Source organism: Erwinia sp. STN24 (assembly GCF_041320675.1).
GTDB classification, from domain to species: domain Bacteria; phylum Pseudomonadota; class Gammaproteobacteria; order Enterobacterales; family Enterobacteriaceae; genus Erwinia; species Erwinia aeris.
On record NZ_JBGGPM010000001.1, the window covers coordinates 807,627 to 826,853 of the forward strand.

18 protein-coding genes and 1 pseudogene are annotated in these 19,227 nt (G+C 54.1%); 9 read left to right on the plus strand and 10 right to left on the minus strand.

Features of this window, described 5'->3' with window-relative positions:
* Positions 1-65: 65 nt before the first annotated feature.
* Both ACA373_RS03830 and ACA373_RS03835 read right to left on the minus strand, forming a co-directional pair.
* A complete protein-coding gene (locus ACA373_RS03830) occupies positions 66-2,027 on the minus strand; it encodes a methyl-accepting chemotaxis protein (protein ID WP_369894735.1) in 1,962 nt (653 codons plus the stop codon).
* A gap of 89 nt (positions 2,028-2,116) precedes the next feature.
* A complete protein-coding gene (locus ACA373_RS03835) occupies positions 2,117-3,655 on the minus strand; it encodes a methyl-accepting chemotaxis protein (RefSeq protein ID WP_369894734.1) in 1,539 nt (512 codons plus the stop codon).
* A 634-nt stretch (positions 3,656-4,289) separates the two neighbouring features.
* Between ACA373_RS03835 and ACA373_RS03840 the strand changes: the two genes are divergently transcribed.
* From ACA373_RS03840 to ACA373_RS03850, 3 genes are all read left to right on the plus strand, one after another.
* Positions 4,290-5,603 carry a CitMHS family transporter gene (locus ACA373_RS03840; protein ID WP_253454220.1) on the plus strand — a complete coding sequence of 438 codons (1,314 nt, stop codon included), beginning with the start codon at positions 4,290-4,292 and terminating at the stop codon, positions 5,601-5,603.
* Between the two features lie 141 nt (positions 5,604-5,744).
* Entirely contained in the window at positions 5,745-5,954 is a 210-nt protein-coding gene (locus ACA373_RS03845; RefSeq protein ID WP_125287527.1) for a DUF2767 family protein, read from the plus strand.
* A gap of 100 nt (positions 5,955-6,054) precedes the next feature.
* The gene (locus tag ACA373_RS03850; RefSeq protein WP_253454219.1) at positions 6,055-6,450 is read left to right on the plus strand and encodes a YgiW/YdeI family stress tolerance OB fold protein; all 396 of its coding nucleotides are present in this window, start codon (positions 6,055-6,057) and stop codon (positions 6,448-6,450) included.
* 39 nt (positions 6,451-6,489) lie between these two features.
* Here ACA373_RS03850 and ACA373_RS03855 read toward each other — a convergent pair whose 3' ends face one another.
* The 3 genes from ACA373_RS03855 to ACA373_RS03865 all read right to left on the minus strand — a co-directional run bounded on the left by ACA373_RS03855 (position 6,490) and on the right by ACA373_RS03865 (position 8,687).
* The gene (locus ACA373_RS03855; protein ID WP_370734034.1) at positions 6,490-6,984 is read right to left on the minus strand and encodes a CinA family protein; all 495 of its coding nucleotides are present in this window, start codon (positions 6,982-6,984) and stop codon (positions 6,490-6,492) included.
* Positions 6,985-7,034: 50 nt separating this feature from the next.
* Positions 7,035-8,249, minus strand: coding sequence for a zinc-dependent alcohol dehydrogenase (locus tag ACA373_RS03860; protein WP_370734035.1), 1,215 nt, complete (start codon positions 8,247-8,249; stop codon positions 7,035-7,037).
* Between the two features lie 93 nt (positions 8,250-8,342).
* Entirely contained in the window at positions 8,343-8,687 is a 345-nt protein-coding gene (locus tag ACA373_RS03865) for a hypothetical protein (RefSeq protein ID WP_253454213.1), read from the minus strand.
* A gap of 618 nt (positions 8,688-9,305) precedes the next feature.
* Between ACA373_RS03865 and ACA373_RS03870 the strand changes: the two genes are divergently transcribed.
* Complete coding sequence (locus tag ACA373_RS03870; protein ID WP_125287532.1) at positions 9,306-9,482, plus strand: general stress protein; 177 nt, start codon at positions 9,306-9,308, stop codon at positions 9,480-9,482.
* Positions 9,483-9,700: 218 nt separating this feature from the next.
* Positions 9,701-9,889: pseudogene (locus tag ACA373_RS03875) on the plus strand (hypothetical protein); the annotation flags it as partial.
* Between the two features lie 148 nt (positions 9,890-10,037).
* Here ACA373_RS03875 and ACA373_RS03880 read toward each other — a convergent pair.
* Complete coding sequence (locus tag ACA373_RS03880) at positions 10,038-12,434, minus strand: membrane-bound PQQ-dependent dehydrogenase, glucose/quinate/shikimate family (protein ID WP_370734036.1); 2,397 nt, start codon at positions 12,432-12,434, stop codon at positions 10,038-10,040.
* Positions 12,435-12,984: 550 nt separating this feature from the next.
* Between ACA373_RS03880 and ACA373_RS03885 the strand changes: the two genes are divergently transcribed.
* The 3 genes from ACA373_RS03885 to ACA373_RS03895 are packed head-to-tail and all read left to right on the plus strand — an operon-like array spanning position 12,985 to position 15,499.
* Positions 12,985-14,007, plus strand: a complete 1,023-nt coding sequence (locus ACA373_RS03885; protein ID WP_370734037.1) for a methionine ABC transporter ATP-binding protein — start codon at positions 12,985-12,987, stop codon at positions 14,005-14,007.
* A complete protein-coding gene (locus tag ACA373_RS03890) occupies positions 14,000-14,668 on the plus strand; it encodes a methionine ABC transporter permease (RefSeq protein WP_370734038.1) in 669 nt (222 codons plus the stop codon). Before ACA373_RS03885 ends, ACA373_RS03890 begins: the two co-directional genes overlap by 8 nt.
* A gap of 18 nt (positions 14,669-14,686) precedes the next feature.
* Complete coding sequence (locus ACA373_RS03895) at positions 14,687-15,499, plus strand: MetQ/NlpA family ABC transporter substrate-binding protein (protein WP_253454205.1); 813 nt, start codon at positions 14,687-14,689, stop codon at positions 15,497-15,499.
* Positions 15,500-15,626: 127 nt separating this feature from the next.
* On the opposite strand, the gene ACA373_RS03900 is transcribed toward ACA373_RS03895, so the two are convergent.
* The 4 genes from ACA373_RS03900 to ACA373_RS03915 form a co-directional block, all read right to left on the minus strand.
* Entirely contained in the window at positions 15,627-16,043 is a 417-nt protein-coding gene (locus ACA373_RS03900) for a putative T6SS immunity periplasmic lipoprotein (RefSeq protein ID WP_370734039.1), read from the minus strand.
* Positions 16,040-16,267 carry a hypothetical protein gene (locus ACA373_RS03905; RefSeq protein WP_370734040.1) on the minus strand — a complete coding sequence of 76 codons (228 nt, stop codon included), beginning with the start codon at positions 16,265-16,267 and terminating at the stop codon, positions 16,040-16,042. The genes ACA373_RS03900 and ACA373_RS03905 overlap by 4 nt, the downstream gene beginning before the upstream one ends.
* Positions 16,268-16,616: 349 nt before the next feature.
* A complete protein-coding gene (locus ACA373_RS03910; protein ID WP_301729556.1) occupies positions 16,617-17,384 on the minus strand; it encodes a hypothetical protein in 768 nt (255 codons plus the stop codon).
* A 463-nt stretch (positions 17,385-17,847) separates the two neighbouring features.
* The gene (locus tag ACA373_RS03915; protein ID WP_301729555.1) at positions 17,848-18,555 is read right to left on the minus strand and encodes a B3/4 domain-containing protein; all 708 of its coding nucleotides are present in this window, start codon (positions 18,553-18,555) and stop codon (positions 17,848-17,850) included.
* A gap of 43 nt (positions 18,556-18,598) precedes the next feature.
* On the opposite strand from ACA373_RS03915, the gene ACA373_RS03920 reads away from it, so the two are divergent.
* Positions 18,599-19,204 carry a helix-turn-helix domain-containing protein gene (locus ACA373_RS03920; RefSeq protein WP_301729554.1) on the plus strand — a complete coding sequence of 202 codons (606 nt, stop codon included), beginning with the start codon at positions 18,599-18,601 and terminating at the stop codon, positions 19,202-19,204.
* Positions 19,205-19,227: the final 23 nt, after the last annotated feature.

Here is a 19,227-nt window from a genome sequence, read left to right on the forward strand (position 1 = left end):
TGCGGCGGGAAAATATAAAAAAAGTATAAAAATGCGCGAGGCCGCAGCGGGCCTCGCGCACAGGATCAGGAACGCACCAGTTCCTGGAGCACCGTCAGCTGCGCCACCGCTTTATGCATGGCGTCCAGACCGTCGGCAGCGTTTTTCAGCCGGTCGATATTCTCGACCATCCCGCTGCGCTCGGCGCTGTTTTGCTCGCTGAGGCTGGCGATCTGCCCACGTGCCGCGTGGCTTTTTTGCGCCATATCTTCCGTGGTGGCAACGGTTTTAGAAGCCGTCTTTTTAATCCGCGCGATGGTCGCTACCGTCTCGTTGATGCTTTCACGCGTGGCGTCGGCCTGTTCTTTAGAAGAGCGGGCCAGGCGGCGTACCTCTTCTGCTACCACGGCAAAGCCGCGACCGGCCGATCCGGCGCGGGCGGCTTCCACCGCGGCATTCAGCGCCAGCAGGTTGGTCTGGTCGGCAATGGTGCTGATGCCGCTGGTGATTTGCGTAATGCCCTGCGAAATTCTTTCCAGCTCGCCGATTTCAAGGCCCAGCTCATCCTGCGCCTGCAGCGTGACGGTTGCCGCCTCGCCGATCTCGCCGATATTCACGCCAGCCACATCCAGCGCTGCGCTCTGGCGGCTGGTGGCTTTTTCCAGCAGCGGGAAAGTTTGTACTACCGGCCCGATCTGCTGCTGATAGTCGATCACTTTATCAATAACGTCCGTTTGCAGCGTGTGCAGCGCTTCCCAACGACGCAGCGAGCGCTGGGCATAGTGGCCAGCGTAGTCGGCATATTCAATCGGGAAGCGGCTCATGGCTTTGACGTCGCGATCGAAAAAGGCGAGGGCGGACAGCGTCTGGTTGATCGGCACGCCGAATATTTCGCCAAAGCTGGAGAAGCCAGCGGCCGGCACGCCGTCGAACAGCTCCGCCGCAGGCAGGCTTTCCGGGTTGTTAAGGCGGCGCAGCAGGCAGTCGTTCAGCAGCAGCCCGGCCGGTTTGCCATGCGTGGCGACGAATCTGTCCCAGTCCTTACGCGTGGCGGAAACGAAATCGCCCGCCTCCAGCAGATAAAGACGGTCGCCAAACTCCAGATCGCAGAAGAACGTCAGGCTTTCCGCGTCGATTTTGGCTACGGAGCGAATAAAGTACTCATCCGCCACCTTCACGCCGAACGTTTTGCCCTTCAGCTTTTGCTCCAGCTGCTCAGGCTTACAGTGCAGCGCGTCGGCCAGCACTTTTACCGCAGGCTGCTGGCGACCCGTTGCGTCAAACAGCGAACTTACGGTGCGCGCGACGGGATCGGCTTCCGCCACCAGCCAGCTTTGCTGCGTGGGCTGGAAGTTCTGGCTTTTAAACGGCGCAAAGGATTTCCCTTTCGCCATGCGGCAGAACACGATCACCGCTTTGTTTTGCAGCAGCTGGCCGCTGGTGGCCATCCAGGTGTTCTGAAAATCGGTGCGGCCGCCCGCCGAGCCGCCGATAGCCAGGCAGGGGAAGCGTCCGCTGTCATACCAGGCCTGCATCATAAAGCCTTCGGCAGAGGAGAGGCCGTCGCAGTAGATCATCGCGAAGGTTTCTTCGGCAGAGAGCGACATATTGACCTGAAGGCGATCAAGCTGGGCGCGAATGCTGTCGATACGATCGGCAACGGTAGCGCCGCGTGGCACCTGCAGATCGATAGTGTGCACCTCATGACGGGCGACCGTCTGCTCGGGCAGCCACAGCCAGCTGCCCTGAGGGCCGTTGGTGGCACAGTAGGCGGAGCGGCCTTTCTGCGCGCACAGCGCGCCGGTAGAGGAGATAGCGAAGACGGTACGGCCCGGCGCGCTCATCTTTTGCCACGCGTCGTTCACGCGGGCGAAATCAGCTTCCGGCGGGACAAAAACCATCAGCAGGCCTTTGCCGCCGCCGGTACCCAGGCTGCCGAAAGCGGTCGGCAGGGCGCGACAGTCATAAGTGTTGCTGACCGGACGACCGGCCAGCGGATTAAGTTTTTTTGGAATCAGTGCGTTCCAGAATGCAGATAATTTTGCCATGGTGTTCTCATAAAAGTAGAGCGCCTGCGTGGGCGCATTAATGCTTATTGTTATAGTGAAACCCCGGCGGGATGCCGGGGGTAAGAAAATTACGCGTCGGACAGGCGGAAGGTAGAAACGGAGTGGTTAAGGAAGTGCACCTGCTCTTCCAGCGAGGCGGAAGCCGCTGCCGACTCCTGCACCAGCGCGGAGTTCTGCTGGGTCACGCTGTCCATCTCGGTTACCGCCTGTTCAATCTGGCTGATGCCGCGGCTCTGCTCGTCAGACGCGGTCGAGATATGATCCATCAGTACATCGACCTGGCTGACCGAGGCGATAATCGCGCCGATAGCGTCGCCGGTACGGCTGACCTGATCGGAACCGGCTTTGATATTGGCGACCGATTCGGCAATCAGGCTTTCAATCTCTTTTGCCGCTACCGCGCTGCGCTGCGCCAGGTTGCGAACTTCGCCCGCCACGACCGCGAAGCCGCGTCCCTGTTCACCCGCGCGCGCCGCTTCCACCGCGGCGTTCAGCGCCAGGATATTGGTCTGGAAAGCGATGCTGTTAATCACGCCGGTAATGTCTTCAATCTTCTTCGAGCTGCTGTTGATTTTGCCCATGGTGACGATGACTTCCTGCGAGACTTTTTCGCCGGTTTTCGCGTTCTTCACCGCTTCGCTGGTCAGACGGCTGGCTTCAAAGACGTTTTCGGTATTCTGTTTCACCGTGGCGCCCAGCTCTTCCATGCTGGCGGCAGTCTGCGTCAGCGCGGCGGCCTGCTGTTCGGTACGCGAAGCCAGGTCGACGTTACCGGCGGCAATTTCCTGCGAGGCGTGCGACACGGTTTGCGTGGAGTTACGCACCTGGCTGATGATATCGGTCAGCGAGCGGCGCATCTGCTCCATGGTGCCCATCAGATCCTGTATTTCGCTGCGGGAAGAGGCCACCACCGGCACCGGCGTATCCAGAATACCCTGAGCAATCTGGCTGCAATGCGCTTTGGCGCTGTCCAGCGGGCTAAGCACGTAGCGCTTCAGGAACATCAACACGCCTGCGATAACAACCAGGAACAGCACGCCGAAGGCGACAATCAGGCCGATACCAAAGGTGAAGTGATCCTGCGCGTCGCTGTTCAGGCGTTTCGCGTACTGCTCGTGCAGCGCAAGCACTTTGTCCAGCACCACTTCGTACTGGTGATCCAGACTGATGACGGTCGGCAGCTGCGCCTTAAAGCGCGCCTGGTCATTGGTTTTAGCCGCGTCCAGCAGCGGGTCGATACCCTGACGGCGGTAAGTTTCATAGGTGGTGCGATACTCATCGGCCAGGCTGGCTTCGCCATCCAGCTTCGGCGCGGCCAGATAGGCCTGGAAAGCCTTGTCCGCTTTGCCCAGCACTTCATTCAGCCCGCTAATCGTCTGCAGGCCGCCGCTGTTTTCCATCGTTTTCATATATTCCATCAGGCGCACGCGCAGGGTACGGCTGTGGTTAATAGGATCGATAATAGACAGCACTACACGGATCTCTCTATTCACCGCATCCAGCGACGTATTGCTGCGGGTCAGCAGCCAGACGTTAGCGATCATGCTGGTGAAAAAAATAATAAACAGGAACAGCAGAACCAAAAGCGACGATCTTTTCAGGGACATCTGATTAGCCTTAAAGGAAATAGGATGCTTTCTGTATCGGCAAATTGCGGTAAAGATTTAGTTTTATGGCCGGTAGGGTAGAGGAATATGTCGGCTATTATGCAAATCAAGGATTTATCTATGCGTGACGCTGTAACGCGAGGCTTTCGTATTCGTAGGGGGGGCATCTATAGCCTTCAAAAAGCAGGGTTATTACAGGACAACATTAAAAATTAGTGCTAATGCTGCTCGTTACGTTGTCACCTTTCAGGTTTGGATGCAATGCTATATTCACAGCCATCTGTTACGTTGTCACAAAAAAGGAACAGGCATCCAGGCGCTACGCAACACCAACGGTTTACCCTTTCTTCTCTTCCACTCTTTCAGGGCCACGGTTAGTTTGATCGCAATCACAATAACCCGTTTTCACGGCCGGTAAAGCCGATCGCCGTCACTCTTCTTTGTTAAAAAAATGATGATTTTTTATTACATATTATTATCAATATTCGGGTGGTACAGCCATAAAACAATAGCTTAACGCGACAGGCGGAAACGCCCGTCTTACTTTTTATACCCGCCCGGACCTGAACGATAACTTTTGCTGATGGCCGTCGTGCCGCAGCCTGCGATATGCATCCGAAAGAGGGGAAGTAATGTGCTGACCATACTGGGTTTTTCGATGGTGACCTGTTTCATGTACCTGATTATGACCAAAAGGATGTCGGCGCTGATCGCGCTGATTATCGTGCCGACGGTCTTTGCGCTGGCGGCGGGTTATTATCATGGGCTTGGCGAAATGATGTTGAATGGCGTAAAAGCGCTGGCGCCGACGGGCGTAATGCTGACCTTTTCCATTCTCTATTTTGGCCTGATGATCGACGCCGGGCTGTTTGACCCGCTGGTACGCTTTATCCTGAAAATCGTGCGCGGCGACCCGCTTAAGGTGCTGGTAGGCACGGCGGTACTGACGCTGCTGGTTTCACTGGACGGCGACAGCTCCACCACCTATATGATTGCCGTGGCGGCGTTTTTGCCGCTCTACCGCAAGCTGGGCATGAACGTGCTGGCAATGACCTGTCTGGTCAACCTTGCCAGCGGCATTATGAATCTGTCGCCGTGGGGCGGCCCAACGGCGCGCGCGGCGGCGGCCTTGCATATCGATGCGCTGGACATCTTTATTCCTATGCTGCCCGCCATGTTTCTGGGTTGCGTCACACTCGTTGGTATGGCGGTGCTGTTCGGCATCCGCGAGCGCAGAAGGCTGGGCGTGATGAAGCTCGATAACGATCATCTGGATAATATCGAGCTGGGTCTGGGCGACGCGCAGGAGTGCGCAGCGAACCGGCGGCCAAAAATGTTCTGGCCTAACTTTATTCTGACCACCGTGCTGCTGGTGCTGCTGGTGACCGGGCTGATGCCTATCCAGATCCTGTTTATGCTGGCTTTTGCCATTGCGGTAATGCTGAATTACCCTTCGCTGGAACAGCAAAAAGCGCGTATCAATACCCATGCAGGCAACGTGCTGGCGGTCACCTCGCTGATTTTCGCCGCCGGGGTGTTTACCGGCATTCTGTCCGGCACCGGCATGGTCGATGCAATGGCGAAAAGCCTGCTGGCGGTGATCCCGCATAGCTTTGGGCCTTATCTGGCGATCTTTACCGCGCTGGTCAGCCTGCCATTCACTTTCTTTATGTCTAACGATGCGTTCTATTTCGGCATCCTGCCGGTGATTGCCCAGACGGCCCTGAACTATGGTATCAGCGCAGAAGAAATCGCCAGGGCGTCAATCATCGGCCAGCCTTTCCATCTGCTCAGCCCGTTGGTGCCTTCGGTGTATCTGCTGGTTGGACTGGCGAAAGTGGATATCGGCGACCATCAGCGCTTTGCCATTAAGTGGGGGATCCTGGTCAGTATGGCGCTGCTGGTAGGCGGCCTGCTGTTTGGCGCCTTCCCGTTCTACAGCCGCTAACCCTCCGGGCACGTCGGCGATTTATTGTGATCGGTATCACAATAAGTCGCCCGCGCCAGGCGGCCCAATGGCGATACAACGTTTCAGGATTAATACTTTTGGTCGGCTTTTCCTTCAAGCCGGTTTAAAAAGTGAGGTCTTATGAAACGTGATGTATTGAGCGAAGAATATTATGACGAAGTCTGTCGGGTGATTGGCGACGCGGCCATTGTGCTGGCTGAAAGCGGACACAATACCAGCCGGGATATCCTGGCAAACCTGCTGGTCAGAACGCGCCATGAGCGAACGGATGCGGATCGGGACGAGCAGAAGGTGCTGGAACACGCGATTCGTCTGATAAAACCTGATTAATTCAGGTTTTTTTACACTTTGTACCTGAAAAGTAGCGGCTTTCTGCCAGGCTTAAGTTATGCAGAACCAAGATCGGACTTTTTAAACGAAAGGAGTGTTTATGAAAAAAGTGCTTACGCTGGCCGCGCTGCTTGCCCTTAGCCTGAACGTGATGGCCGAGGACAAAGGGGGATTTAAAGCGGGAGAAACGCCGCCACCGCCGCACAAGCAGGATGCAGGCTACAAAGGCTCGGAAGATACCAACGAGAGCCAGGTGAAGTCGGTCCGTACGCTGAAGGAAGGTTCCTGGGTGACGATGGAAGGGAATATCATCAAAAAGGTTTCTGGCAATATTTATACCTTCCAGGATAAATCAGGCAATATTAATCTGGTTATTCCCGAATCTGCCTGGGGCGGAGAGAAGTACGATGCCAAAGATCTGGTACGGGTGAGCGGTTTTGTAAAACATAAAAATAAGCAAACGGAAATCGCAGTAAAACAGATTGGCGATCCGTAACACTCTCAAGGGCGAACGCTAAGGTTCGCCCAATGCCGTTCAGCGTTGGCTTTGCAGCAGTTCAGTAAGGTGCTGCAGAGCAAACAGGGCGGCTTTTCTTACTACCTCTTCGCAATCCCCTGAAAAATGCTGCTTCAGCGCGCGTACCTCGCCATTTGGCAGGCCCCAGCCAAACCACACCGTACCCGCAGGCGTGCCATCCTCGCCGCCGTCCGGCCCGGCATAGCCGGTAACCGCAATGCTGGCTTTTTCGCCCGATACTTCTTTCGCGCCGGCTGCCATTTCGCGCGCGGTCGCCTCGCTTACCGCCGTGTGTTCCTGGAGCGTTTTTTCACTGACGTGCAGAATGCGGTGTTTGGCGCTGTCGGTATAGGTTACAAACCCGCTGGTGAAATAGCTGCTGCTGTCGCTTGCCGCGCCCAGTGCAGAGCTGACCAGACCTGACGTGCAGGATTCGGCGGCAGCCACTTTGGCCCCGGCCTGTAGTAAAACTTTGCCGAGTCTTTCGGCGGTATTAAGTAATTCCTTATCCATTGTGAGACTCCAGTTGCTGGTGGCCCCGCCGCGATGACGGGGCAGAGTTGTCAGCTTTGTGGCACGAGTTCGGTTTTAATCCAGCCTGGCTGGCGCTTGTCGAAGGCTTTATAAGCGTCAAGTACGTCGCTAAGCGGCTCTACTTTCGTTAATACCTTGACCGGATCGATGGCGCCGGTGCGTACCAGTTCCAGCAAGCCCGGAATAATAGTGTGATGGTTGCAGTTGCCCATCTTAAGGGTCAGATTCTTATTCATCGCCTTGCCGATAGGGAAAGTTTCCGCTTCCGGCGGATAAACGCCGATAATGCTTAAACGACCGGCCTTTTTCAGCGTGGCGATAGCCCATTCCAGCGCCTGAGTGGGCGCGTCGCCCGGCACCCAGTTGCCTGCCTGCGGGTGCGTTTCCGGTGCCACCTGATCCACTTCCGCCGCAAATTTTTCTGCTTTTTGCTGCGCCTCTTCCGCTGCCGGGCCGTGGTGCGCATGTTGGCTGTCTACGCCGACTGCATCAATAGCGCAGTCCGCGCCGACGCCGCCCGTCAGGCGATTAAGGGTTTCTACCGGATCTTCTTCTTCAAAATTTACCGTGAATGCACCCTGACAACGCGCCATAGCCAGGCGATCGACATGGCCGTCCACCGCAATCACGCGGGCGGCGCCCTTGAGGAAAGCGCTGGCGATAGCGAACTGGCCGACCGGCCCGCAGCCGAAGACCGCCACAACGTCGCCTTTTTTGATTTCGCCCGCTTCCGCGCCAAACCAGGCGGTGGGGAAAATATCGCTAACCATCAGCGCCTGCTCGTCGCTGACGTTATCGGGAATTTTTACCAGCGTATTGGCGGCATAGGGAATGCGCGCTTTTTCCGCCTGAAGCCCGTTTACCGGGCCGGTTGCGGCCGGGCCGCCGAAAAAGCAGGTGCCGGCGGCAGGCCCGTTGGGGTTGGCGTTGTCGCACTGGGCGGTATTGCCTTCCCGACAGGGCGGACAGGTGCCGCAGGAAACGGTCGAGCAAACCACCACGCGGTCGCCGACAGCGAAATTGCGAACATCGTCGCCGAGCGCTTCAATCACGCCGACGCCTTCGTGTCCCAGAATGGTGCCGGGCTGCATTTTACTGAAGGTGCCGCGAACAAAATGCAGATCGGTGCCGCAGATAGCGGAAGCCGTCAGGCGGATCACCGCATCGGTTGGTTTTTCTATCGCTGGCTCCGGGACGTCATCAAGACGAATGTCGCCGACAGCATGCCAGACTAGTGCTTTCATAGGCTCTCCCTTTTTTATCTACCGGGCCTGAGCGTCAGGCGTCCGCTGAAAAGTATAGATAAATTTTTACGGGAAGAAGGCGGCCACAGGCGTTTAACGTTCGGCGATAAGCGATGGCCGTAATGCAGCGCTATGCGGCGCGTCCGAAATTTCCGCTGGCAGCTCGTTCTCAAAAGCCCTGTCAAAGGGCGGCGGCAAACAGAAATCGGTGCCACGCTGTTGATGAAATTCCGCCAGCCATTGGCTGTAAATGGTCAGTAAGCCGTCATGGTTCTCGCTGCCGCCAAGGCGGCGGATAAACAGCCAGCGTGGTGGATCGGCGCGGTCACGCACGTAGAGTTCAGGCTGGATGCTGCCGCCGCAGGCGGTGATACACACTTCGGAAAACTGGATCTTCGGCCATTGTCCCAAACGGGTCAGAAAATGTTGTTTTTCCATGCTCCACCGTACTATGCACAGTTAAGGGGCTGATTGTGCGGCAGTCGTGCTGCGCGCTGAACCAGAATCGCTATTCCCTGAAGCCGTCCGGCCGTGGCCGAAGAAAAAAATGGTGTCCGCTCTTTACTGGCGCGGAGCCACTGGCGGTTCAACCGATTTTGTAAAAATTCGTTAATTAAGTCCATCTCTTTGTGTGGTTATTGGCATTATCAGGAATGCGCCTGGTCAGTATCCAGGCAGAAGCATCAGCAAAGCTGTTACGCAGAAGAAAGTAAAAAAAGAACGAAGCGGCAGTGGCTTATAACGAAGCGGCAGAAATTGATGAACGATTAATATTTATTTATTTGCTCAGTGGGTAAGCTAATAATTCCTGAAACGGGATAAGTATTTTTTAAATATAAAATTAAAATTGATTAAGATTTTTCCTGATTGTTGTTATTAATCAATGAGATAACCAGCCATAATTTTTACTTATTTTTATGCCTCCGTTTCCTTGCAATTATAAGCGTGGCTGCTAGATTTAACTACGTAGCACCTTCACTGATTTTTAATTCCCCCCGGGATTAAATAATTGAGAAAAAACCATTGAGTATTATTTAACACGAAGAGGACATTTGTATGACTCAGCATCGTGGTAATTCAAATTCGGGTAATTTCGCAGAAGATCGTGAAAAGGCGTCAGAAGCAGGCAAAAAAGGCGGACAGAGCAGTAGCGGCAGCGGCAGCTTTAAAAACGACCGTGAAAAAGCCTCTGAAGCCGGTAAAAAAGGTGGCGAGAAGAGCCGCCGCAGCTAAAAAGTAATGCGCCTGCCGCGCGCAGGCTCGCCGCCATCGGCCCTCCGGGCGGTGGCGGTTGTGCTTCCCCTCTGTTTCACTCCCTCTGATACTTCCGTCTCCTGATAACTCAGCCCTGAATATTCCTCTATACTGGTTAAAGAAGAAGAATAACCGCTATCGGCAGTAAGCTTGCAATAAGCGCTATCTGCAGATGCCCGCTCAGAAAAGGAGAGCCCGTGTTAAAAATGATCGCCAGCGTATTTACCAGCCCGGAAAGGTTGCTTAACGCCATGTCCCGCAATGATATGCAGGAAGCTAAAGATGACGGCGAACGTATTTTGATCGATGAAGACGGTGCGGCGTCGGTGAATTTACAAAGCAAAGAGGTTCATGAGGATTTCGCCCGCCACGTTGCCATGCTCAAACACACGCGCAAAACGCCGCCGGACGAGGAAGAACGCAAGAAAAAGCAAAGACATGTGCTGCTTCCGGAAGAGATATCCTGACCGCTAAAGCGCCTGGATGCAGGGACGAACTGAAAGAAACCCCACGATGCCGTGGGGTTTTTTATGCTTACTCTTTCGGTAGCGCGTACGCGACCAGCGCATCGCCGGAAGTGGTACCCAGTCCACCGTGCCCGCCTGCCGCAATCACCACATACTGACGACCGTCCTTACCGGTATAGGTCATTGGCGTCGCCTGGCCGCCCGCTGGCAGTTTGGCTTTCCACAGCTCGTGGCCCGTGGCTTCGTCAAAAGCGCGCAGGTAGTTATCCGCCGTAGCGCCCATAAATATCAGCCCGCTGCGGGTAATGATGTTGCCGCCCATCATAAAAATGCCGGTTGGCAACGGCGCGTTGGTATGAGTGCCGAAAATATTCATATTACGCGTGGTGCCCGCCGGTCTTTCCCAGGCGATTTTACGGGTGTTAAGATCGATGGCGATCAGCTTGCCCCACGGCGGCGCGCTGCAAGGTGCGCCCAGCGCCGTCAGCCAGGGTTTCACCACGGCCGCCCAGCCGGTGCCATACTGCGGCCCTACGGCGAACTCTTTCGGTTTCGGATAGGATTGCCCGCTGGCCCAGCCTGTCCACGGCTTCATCAGGCCCTGTTTGATCGCCTCGTCATGCTTCATCAGCTCCATGGTGAAAGGGATGTAGCTGGTGTTGGCAATCAGTAAATGCCGCTGCGGATCCACCGAAGCGCCGTACCAGTCCATCACGCCGTCAAACGCAGGATAGGCGATAGAGGTGCCTTCCGCAGGCGGCGTGTACTGGCCCTGATAGCGATAGCGGTGGAACTGAATGCGGCAGATCAGCTGATCGATCGGCGTCGCGCCCCACATATCGGTTTCTTTCAGATTCGGCGGTGCAAGGCTCGGCATGCCGACCGGATCCGGCTGCGTAGGCGACAAATGCTCGCCCGGCAGCGAGGGCGAGGTCGGCACCGGCTTCTCATCCACCTGCGCCAGCGGTTTGCCGTTGCGGCGATCCAGCAGGAACAGCTTGCCCATTTTGGTGGTCTGCACCAGCGCAGGCACGGTTTCGCCATTTTTGCCCGGCAGGTCAACCAGCGTTGGGCCAACCGGCACGTCGAAATCCCAGACGTCATGATGCACGGTCTGGAAATGCCAGCGCTCTTCACCCGTATGAATATCCAGTGCCACCAGCGCGCTGGAATACTTCTCGTCAAAAGGTCGCCGTTTGCCGCCGTAATAATCCGGCGTCGCGTTGCCCAGCGGAATATAAATCAGGCCCAGCTTTTCGTCCGCCGTATAGGTTCCCCAGCCGTTAGGCGTGCCGTGCGTATACTCTTCGCCAGGCTTCAGCGGCGCGTTCTGCGGCGTTCTGCCCAGGTCCCAGGCCCAGGAGAGCTGGCCGGTTTTTACGTCATAAGCGCGTACCACGCCGGAAGGTTCGCCGGTGGTCTGGTTATCGTATATCCAGCCGCCCAGCACGATGCGGCCTTCCATCACCATCGGCTGCGAGGTAATAAAATGGAAGCCCGGCGGCACCTGGCCCATATGGTCGGTCAGGCTGACATAGCCCTTGTTGCCAAACGAGGCGCAAGGTTCGCCGGTTTGCGCATTCAGCGCCACCATGCGGGCATCGCTGGTGGTGGTGATGATTTTTTCCGGGCAGGTGCTGTCATCCACCGCCTTGCTGTAAGCCACGCCGCGGCAGGCCAGATATTCATTGGCCGAGGTGTCTACTTTGGGATCAAACTTCCAGCGCTGTTTGCCGCTGGTGGCGTCAAGCGCAATCACCTGGCGATGCGGCGTACAGATAAAGAGCGTGTTGCCAACCTTAATCGGCGTCACTTCAAAGCTGAACTCGCGTCCCGCTTTATCTTCCCCTTTACGCAGGGTATCGCCGGTATGGAACTGCCAGGCGGGCTGCAGCTGGCTGACATTGGCGGGCGTAATCTGCGTCAGTGGCGAAAAGCGCTGGCCATCGCGCGTACGGCCATAATGCTGCCAGTCATTATCGTTATCGGTTGCGATCGCGGCCTGAGCTGCCGGCACGGGCTGATGATGCACAAAGCGCGTTGCCGTTACGTGCCAGCCTGACCAGAAGACCAGCACGATAGCGGCCAGATAGACCACGCCAACCAGCGTGCCCGCGCGGCGCTGCGTGTGCATCACCGGTCGGACGATCCACGGCAGGCTGCACCAGACGCCCAGTACGGCCAGCGCGAAAAGGCGCGGCATCAGCTTCCAGCCGTCCAGACCGACTTCATACAGCGACCAGGCTACGCAAATCAGAAAGGAGAGCAGGTAAAGCCAAAGACCGGCCGGACGGCGTTTAACGATAAAAATGCCGCTAAGGAAGAAACCGGCGCCGAAAATCAGGTACCAGGGCGTGCCGCCCAGCGTTGCCAGCCAGCCGCCGAGCACCAGGAAAGCCAGGCCGAACAGGCTAACGACGATCCCAGTGATGGCAGGTAGGGTGAACCAAAATTTTTTCTGCATAAGGTCTTGATAAGTGAGTAACAGGTAAGGCAAGCATAGAGGATGCAAAGTTTTGCAAAGATAGCGGGTGGAGAGAGCGGCGTGCTTGTCTTTAATAGTTCTATTTTTCAATTGATTAGCATGTAAAGATTATTGTCTCAAAATCTTACCGTTGGCTATTGGCAGCCAGGGAGGCTGCTTTTTGATCTGCGTTTCCCTCAAGAGGTGGTTGTTTATTGCGCGGTTGATAGCCATCCAGACGGCAATACCGGCAAATTGCATTAATAGCTGGTAACATTACGCTCCAGTTAATACTGTTAATAACCGGCTCGTTTGTTGAATAAAACCGCTGGAAAACGCCCTGACGGTAAAGTAGCTGTAACAATGATGATGAAACGGGCAGGCCGCCACGTTATGCCTTTTGGCTATATATCATGGTATTTGGGTCTTTGCTGACCCGCGACCGGCCTGACGCTATCCCGTATCATAAGCATCACCAATAACATATTAAAAATAGTCAGTTTATTGACCAGCCTGCGGGCTGCACAACACGGGATAAAACAGGCGACAAATGATAGTTTTGCGTAATGTTTCCAAAACCTTTCACGCCGCGGCTGGCCCGGTGACGGCGGTTGATGATGTGAATCTCAACGTCGAACAGGGGCAGATTTACGGCATTATCGGCTACAGCGGCGCGGGGAAAAGTACGCTGATCCGCCTGCTGAACGGACTGGAAAAACCGACTTCCGGCAGCGTCACTATTGCAGGTAAAGATATCGCGCAGGTGAAGGGCGAGGCGCTGCGTCAGGCGCGTCTGAAAATCAGCATGGTGTTTCAGCACTTCAACCTGCTCTGGTCGCGTACCGTCAGCGAAAATATTGCCTTTTCGCTGCAAATCGCCGGCGCGCCCAAAGCCGCCATCAAAACGCGCGTGCAGGAGCTGATCGAACTGGTCGGCCTGAAGGGTAAAGAGCACGCCTATCCTGCTCAGCTGAGCGGCGGGCAGAAGCAGCGCGTAGGTATCGCTCGCGCACTGGCCAATAATCCGGAAGTGTTGCTGTGCGATGAGGCGACTTCGGCGCTGGATCCACAGACAACCGACGCCATTCTCGATCTGCTGCTGGATATCAACCGCAAGCTAAAGCTGACTATCGTGCTGATTACGCATGAAATGCACGTAGTGCGTAAAATCTGTCACCGCGTGGCGGTGATGGAAGCGGGCAGAATCGTGGAAGAAGGCGAAGTGCTGTCGGTATTTACTCATCCGCAGCAGCCGATTACCCGACAGTTCGTCAAGCAAACGGCAGAGTACAGCAGCGCCGAGACGCCGTTTAACCCTGAACTGATTGACCGCACGGTGGGCAGCGTGCTGAAGCTGACCTTTGTCGGCCAGAACACGCAGCAGCCGATCGTAGGCGAACTGACGCTGAAATACGGCACGCCTTTTAATATTTTGCACGGCAAGATGACGCAAACCACCAACGGCACTTTCGGCGAGCTGTGGTTACAGGTTGCCGCCACCGGCAGCGCGCTGGAAAACATCCTGGCCGATTTACACGCCCACGCCATTACGACCGAGGTGGTTCATGACTGAGACTCTTTTCCCCCATCTGAAGCTTGATCAGCTTTGGGCGGCAACCTGTGAAACCCTGTATATGACCTCGCTGTCCGGCGTGGCGACCTTTGTGCTGGGCATTTTGTTCGGTCTGGCGCTGTTTCTGACCGCGCGCGGCGGCCTGTTTCAGAACCGCGCCGTTTATTCGGTGATTTCGGTACTGGTTAACGTCTTCCGCTCCATTCCTTTTATTATCCTGATTGTTTTGCTGATCCCGTTCACCAAAACGTTAATCGGCACCATTCTGGGCGCGGATGCGGCTTTGCCCGCGCTGATTGTTGGGGCGGCACCGTTCTATGCACGACTGGTCGAAATTGGCCTGCGCGAAGTGGATAAAGGCGTGATTGAGGCTTCCCGCTCAATGGGCGCGCGGCTGAGCACGCTGATCTTTCGCGTACTGCTGCCGGAATCTTCACCGGCGCTGGTTTCCGGTATGACGGTAACGCTGATTGCGCTGGTCAGCTACAGCGCGATGGCCGGGGTGATCGGCGCGGGCGGTTTAGGTAACCTGGCCTATCTGGAGGGCTTCCAGCGCAACCACAGCGATGTCACGCTGGTGGCGACGGTTATGATCCTGATTATCGTTTTTATTATTCAGTTTATTGGCGATTTCATCACAACACGGCTCGACAAACGCTAACTCACGAAGGAAGTAATAATGAAAAAGACACTGACGCTGCTGGCTGCGGCAACCCTGGGGGCGCTGAGCCTGAGCGCATGGGCAGACACCCTGACCATCGGCGCATCCAACGTGCCGCACGCGGAAATCCTGGAGCAGGCTAAGCCGATTCTGGCGAAGCAGGGCATCGATCTGGAAATCAAACCTTTCCAGGACTACATCCTGCCGAACACCGCGCTGGCCAGCCGCGATATCGATGCGAACTATTTCCAGCACGTACCTTATCTGAACAGCGTGCTGAAAGATCATGCCGACGACAAGAGCTATGATTTTGTCAGCGCGGGCGCAATCCATATCGAGCCGATTGGCATCTACTCTAAAAAGTACAAATCGCTGAAAGACCTGCCGCAGAACGGCAAAGTTATTATGCGCGACGCGGTATCGGAAGAAGGGCGTATCCTTTCTATCTTTGAGAAAGAAGGCGTCATCAAACTGAAGCCGGGCGTGAGCAAAGTTGACGCGCGCATCAGCGATATCGTGGAAAACCCGAAACATCTGAAGTTCCTGGCTAACGTGGAAGGCGCACTGCTGCCGCAAATGTATAATAACGACGAAGGCGATGCGGTAGTAATTAACGCTAACTACGCTATCGACGCAGGCCTGGATCCGGTAAAAGATCCGATTGCAGTTGAGAGCGGCGAAAATAACCCTTACGCCAATATTATTACCGTGCATCGCGGCGACGAAAACAAGCCGGATATTAAAGCGCTGGTGACGGTGCTGCATTCTAAGCAAATCCAGGACTGGATCCGCACCAAATATAAAGGCGCGGTTATTCCTGTTAATAACTGATTGCTGTTTAATAAAAAAGGCCGGGAAACCGGCCTTTTTTTGGCGCTCGCACACTTACAGAACCTCCATCAGTCAGCACAGAAAACGGGCAGTGCCTTTGTTGTATATGGCTAAAGGAACGACGATATTATAAATCAGGCTGCCGGATCTCCTGCAGCATAAAATTGCCTGCTTTATCTTTTTGCAGTCGGATAGTCTTGCTTAACCTGTATCTTTCAGCATCGTTATTCGTGGATATTCCCATAAGTATGGCGTAATCGCCCTCCTGCCAGTTAATGTCAGGATAAGAAACGCATTCGCCTGCCGGAATCACAGGCAAGGTAGACTGAGGTTCAGATTGCCAGAAGATTTGCCCTTTTTTTCCGGTGATTTTTGTTACGGATACGCCTCTGTTTTGGAGCAGGCGGCTTTTTTTTTGAATATTATAAGGCGCGGAAAAGCAAGGCATGTTTTCTTTTAGCGCGACATCCAGCGGGTAAAAGTAAGGCTTTTCAAGGTGACAGCCGCTTACCAGCAGCACGCAGGCTAGCGTTATTTTTATCATTGTAAATTCCTTTTAGCTGAAGGATCGCTCAGAAATCCCCGCATTACCCATTCATACTTAGCAAGAAGATCGGGCCCGATAAGACCCTCGAAGTTAGCTACCGCTTCAAAATTCGATCGGCCAAATGTTATTAGCCAGAAATAGTCGGCAATGATGCAGGCCTGAGCTTCTAACCTGAACTCAAGAGTATTGGCGGTGGCGAGGCAAGAATAAAGGAACAGCATAAAAACACCGTTTCAGGCAAAATACTCGCAACCTGGGGCGAGCAGTTTTGTGGTCTGTATTGATTTTTTGGATGTCACTGCTTTTTCTTTTATCTCCTTTTTTCTGATGGGGTTATAGCGTTTGCGACTACACCAGATCCGGCAAACGACGGGATTTATTTTATGATTTTATTAAAAAATACATCACATATTATATTTGAGGTGATGAAGAAAATAATTATTTTAATTAGTTCATAACCATCCCAAAAATTAAAAGCGATAAATGAAAATATAAAAGTCAAAAGTAACGGTAAGCGAAAGCAGAAAATATCCCATAAAATATCCTTCCATAGGAATTTAAATGCCTTTTTCATTTTATGAGCCTCACTATATCCGATGCGATTTGTTCGTCAGTTAATGCGTGCCGAAATTTATGATCTATTTTTGTGACAACGGGCTCTATCAGAAAATAGAGCATTTCTACTTCAGCATTATAAAATTTTGTGTACAGGATAGGGTTGATTAATTTTAGCCGGTCTGCAGCGTCAATAGCAATTTTTACGTAACCATAACCACCTAAAACGGTGATGCTTTTCCTGGATATGCTGGTCAATGTGCTTTCCAGCGTTGCCCTTAGTCCTGCGCTCATATAAATTGCAGACGCAATAGAGTAAGCAATAGAGCGATTTGTGAAATTCACAGTTGCATAATCGGCGCTAAGCTTTGTCAGGATTCTGTTTAAATTTAATCTCCTCTCATAATGAATCTCGCTAAATACGTCTTCAGTAAATATTTTTAGCATATATTTTATAACATTATCTTTGACCTGTACGTCGGAGTAATTATTTTTCTTTTCTCCGAATTCAAAGCCAATATGCGGTAATTTAAAATGAAAGGTCGGAATAATTTTCAAGATGGACCTAATAAACCTTACATCTTCTTTTCTGATTTTCTCACAAACATCCTGATAATTTTCTGTTAAACATGATGAATACCAACTTAGACGTTCGACTCCGTTGTATATCAATTCGCCTTGTTTTAACGCTTCTCTACCTACTTCCTTGACTCCTTTTTCCAGAACTAAAGCCAGATAGTTCTCGGCTTCCAGTTTATTTATTATTGCTGCGTTATAACTCATGCTCACTCCTGTGCGTTATCTCCTTTGAATGCCTCAGTTACTATGTGGTTTTTTGGTCATTATGTAAACATGGAACTCAGCGGCATTACTGTTTTGCTTGTCAGATTGCGATGGCAAAACTGCTGTGTATAAAAACAGTTCTTACAAGGGTGCAGCGTGGGCGGCAAAGAGAGCAATTAAGAAACCGGCGGCGGGTTCTGGCTCGGCCGAACTCGGACGGCTTCTGGCCGGAATTTGATGCGCCAGTGTCACTGTCGATGGGGATCCAGTATCTGATATAAGCTGAAGAACTCTATCATTCCCTGCTTTTACAGCAAAAGCAGAATCTTTCTTTTCGGGAGGGCGATCTCTCTTTTTTATGCACTGGTTTACGACTTATTTTTTGATAATTATGAAAAGTATCGTCGGCGGCTTTTATATGAAAGCGCAGCGCCATAATAATCTGGCGCTGCCGGCAACAAAATCAGATGCCGCTATTTAAACAGCCCGACCCAATCGTTTTTACCTCCGTCTGCACGCCCGGCATCATCAGCGTCAGGCCGCGGATCAGCTCATCACCCGCTTCCAGCAGCGCCTCATACGGCATTGACGGCAGGCTTTCCAGTACAAACCACATTTGCGTGGCCTGGGCATTCAGCCGGGTACGCACGCCCTGACGCCAGTTCCAGCGGCGACAGGTCACGCCCTGGTCGTCACGCCAGATAACTTCACCGACCTCCGGTGATTCCACGGCCGCGCTGCCTTCTTTAACTGTATCAAACAGCTCGCTGCCGTCGGCTATTACCAGGCGCGGCTGGCCCACATAGGCGGCAATATTCTCGCCGCCGACCGGAATGGCGTAGCGAAGGCTGATAGCGTTATACAGATCGACCACCGGATCGATGCCCGGCAGCGTGCCGTCGCGCTGCACGCGTTTCCTCAGCGCTTCCGCCGAACAGGGCGTGCGCTTGGGTTTGGCGCCGAACTTTTTAAACGTTTCCGCCCAGTCGGCCAGGTGCGCTGCCGCCCAGGCAGGCGAATCGGCAAGCACCGCCTCGCAGGCCTGGGTAAGAAACGCTTGTGCGATCGAGGGATCGGCCAGCGGCGCGGCTTTTACGGTGATACTCAGGGCGCGAAAGCCCGGTGCAAGGTCGGCAATAGCCGGGGCGATTGACGGGGTGACTGAAATCATTCCATAATCCTTCGGTGACTAATTTATCCTATAGTAATGACCGATGACCAAAAAAGTCAATAAAACGACCGAGGCAGGGGCCGATATCGACAGCGTCAGCGCTGCCGTCTCGCGCAGTATTAAAACCCATCGCAAGGCGCAAAAGCTTTCGCTGGACGAGCTCGCCCGCCGCGCGGGGGTCAGTAAAGGGATGCTGGTGGAAACCGAAAAGGGCACGGCGAACCCCAGTATCGGTATTTTATGTAAAATCGCCGCCGCGCTTGGCTTGTCGGTGGCGGATATCGTCAACGTTACCGATTCGCCTTCTGCATGGCTTATCACTCGCGAGGAGATCCCTACGCTATGGCAAGGTGAAAAGGGCGGTTCCGCGCGACTGCTGGCCGGCACGCGTGGGCCGGATATGATTGAGCTGTGGCGCTGGGAAATGCATCCGGGCGAAAGCTTTTCCTCTACGGGGCATCCGGCGGGCACGCTGGAGCTGCTGCATGTCGAAGAAGGCACGCTAAACCTGCAAACCGAAAGCGCCGCGCTGACGGTTAACGCGGGCTGCTCGGCCGTCGCCAGAACGGATATGGCGCACCGCTATGCCAACGAGACTCAGAACCTGCTGATCTTTACGATGACCGTGGCCGAGCTGCATCGGGGCTAAAAGAAAAAGGATATTTGCCTTTC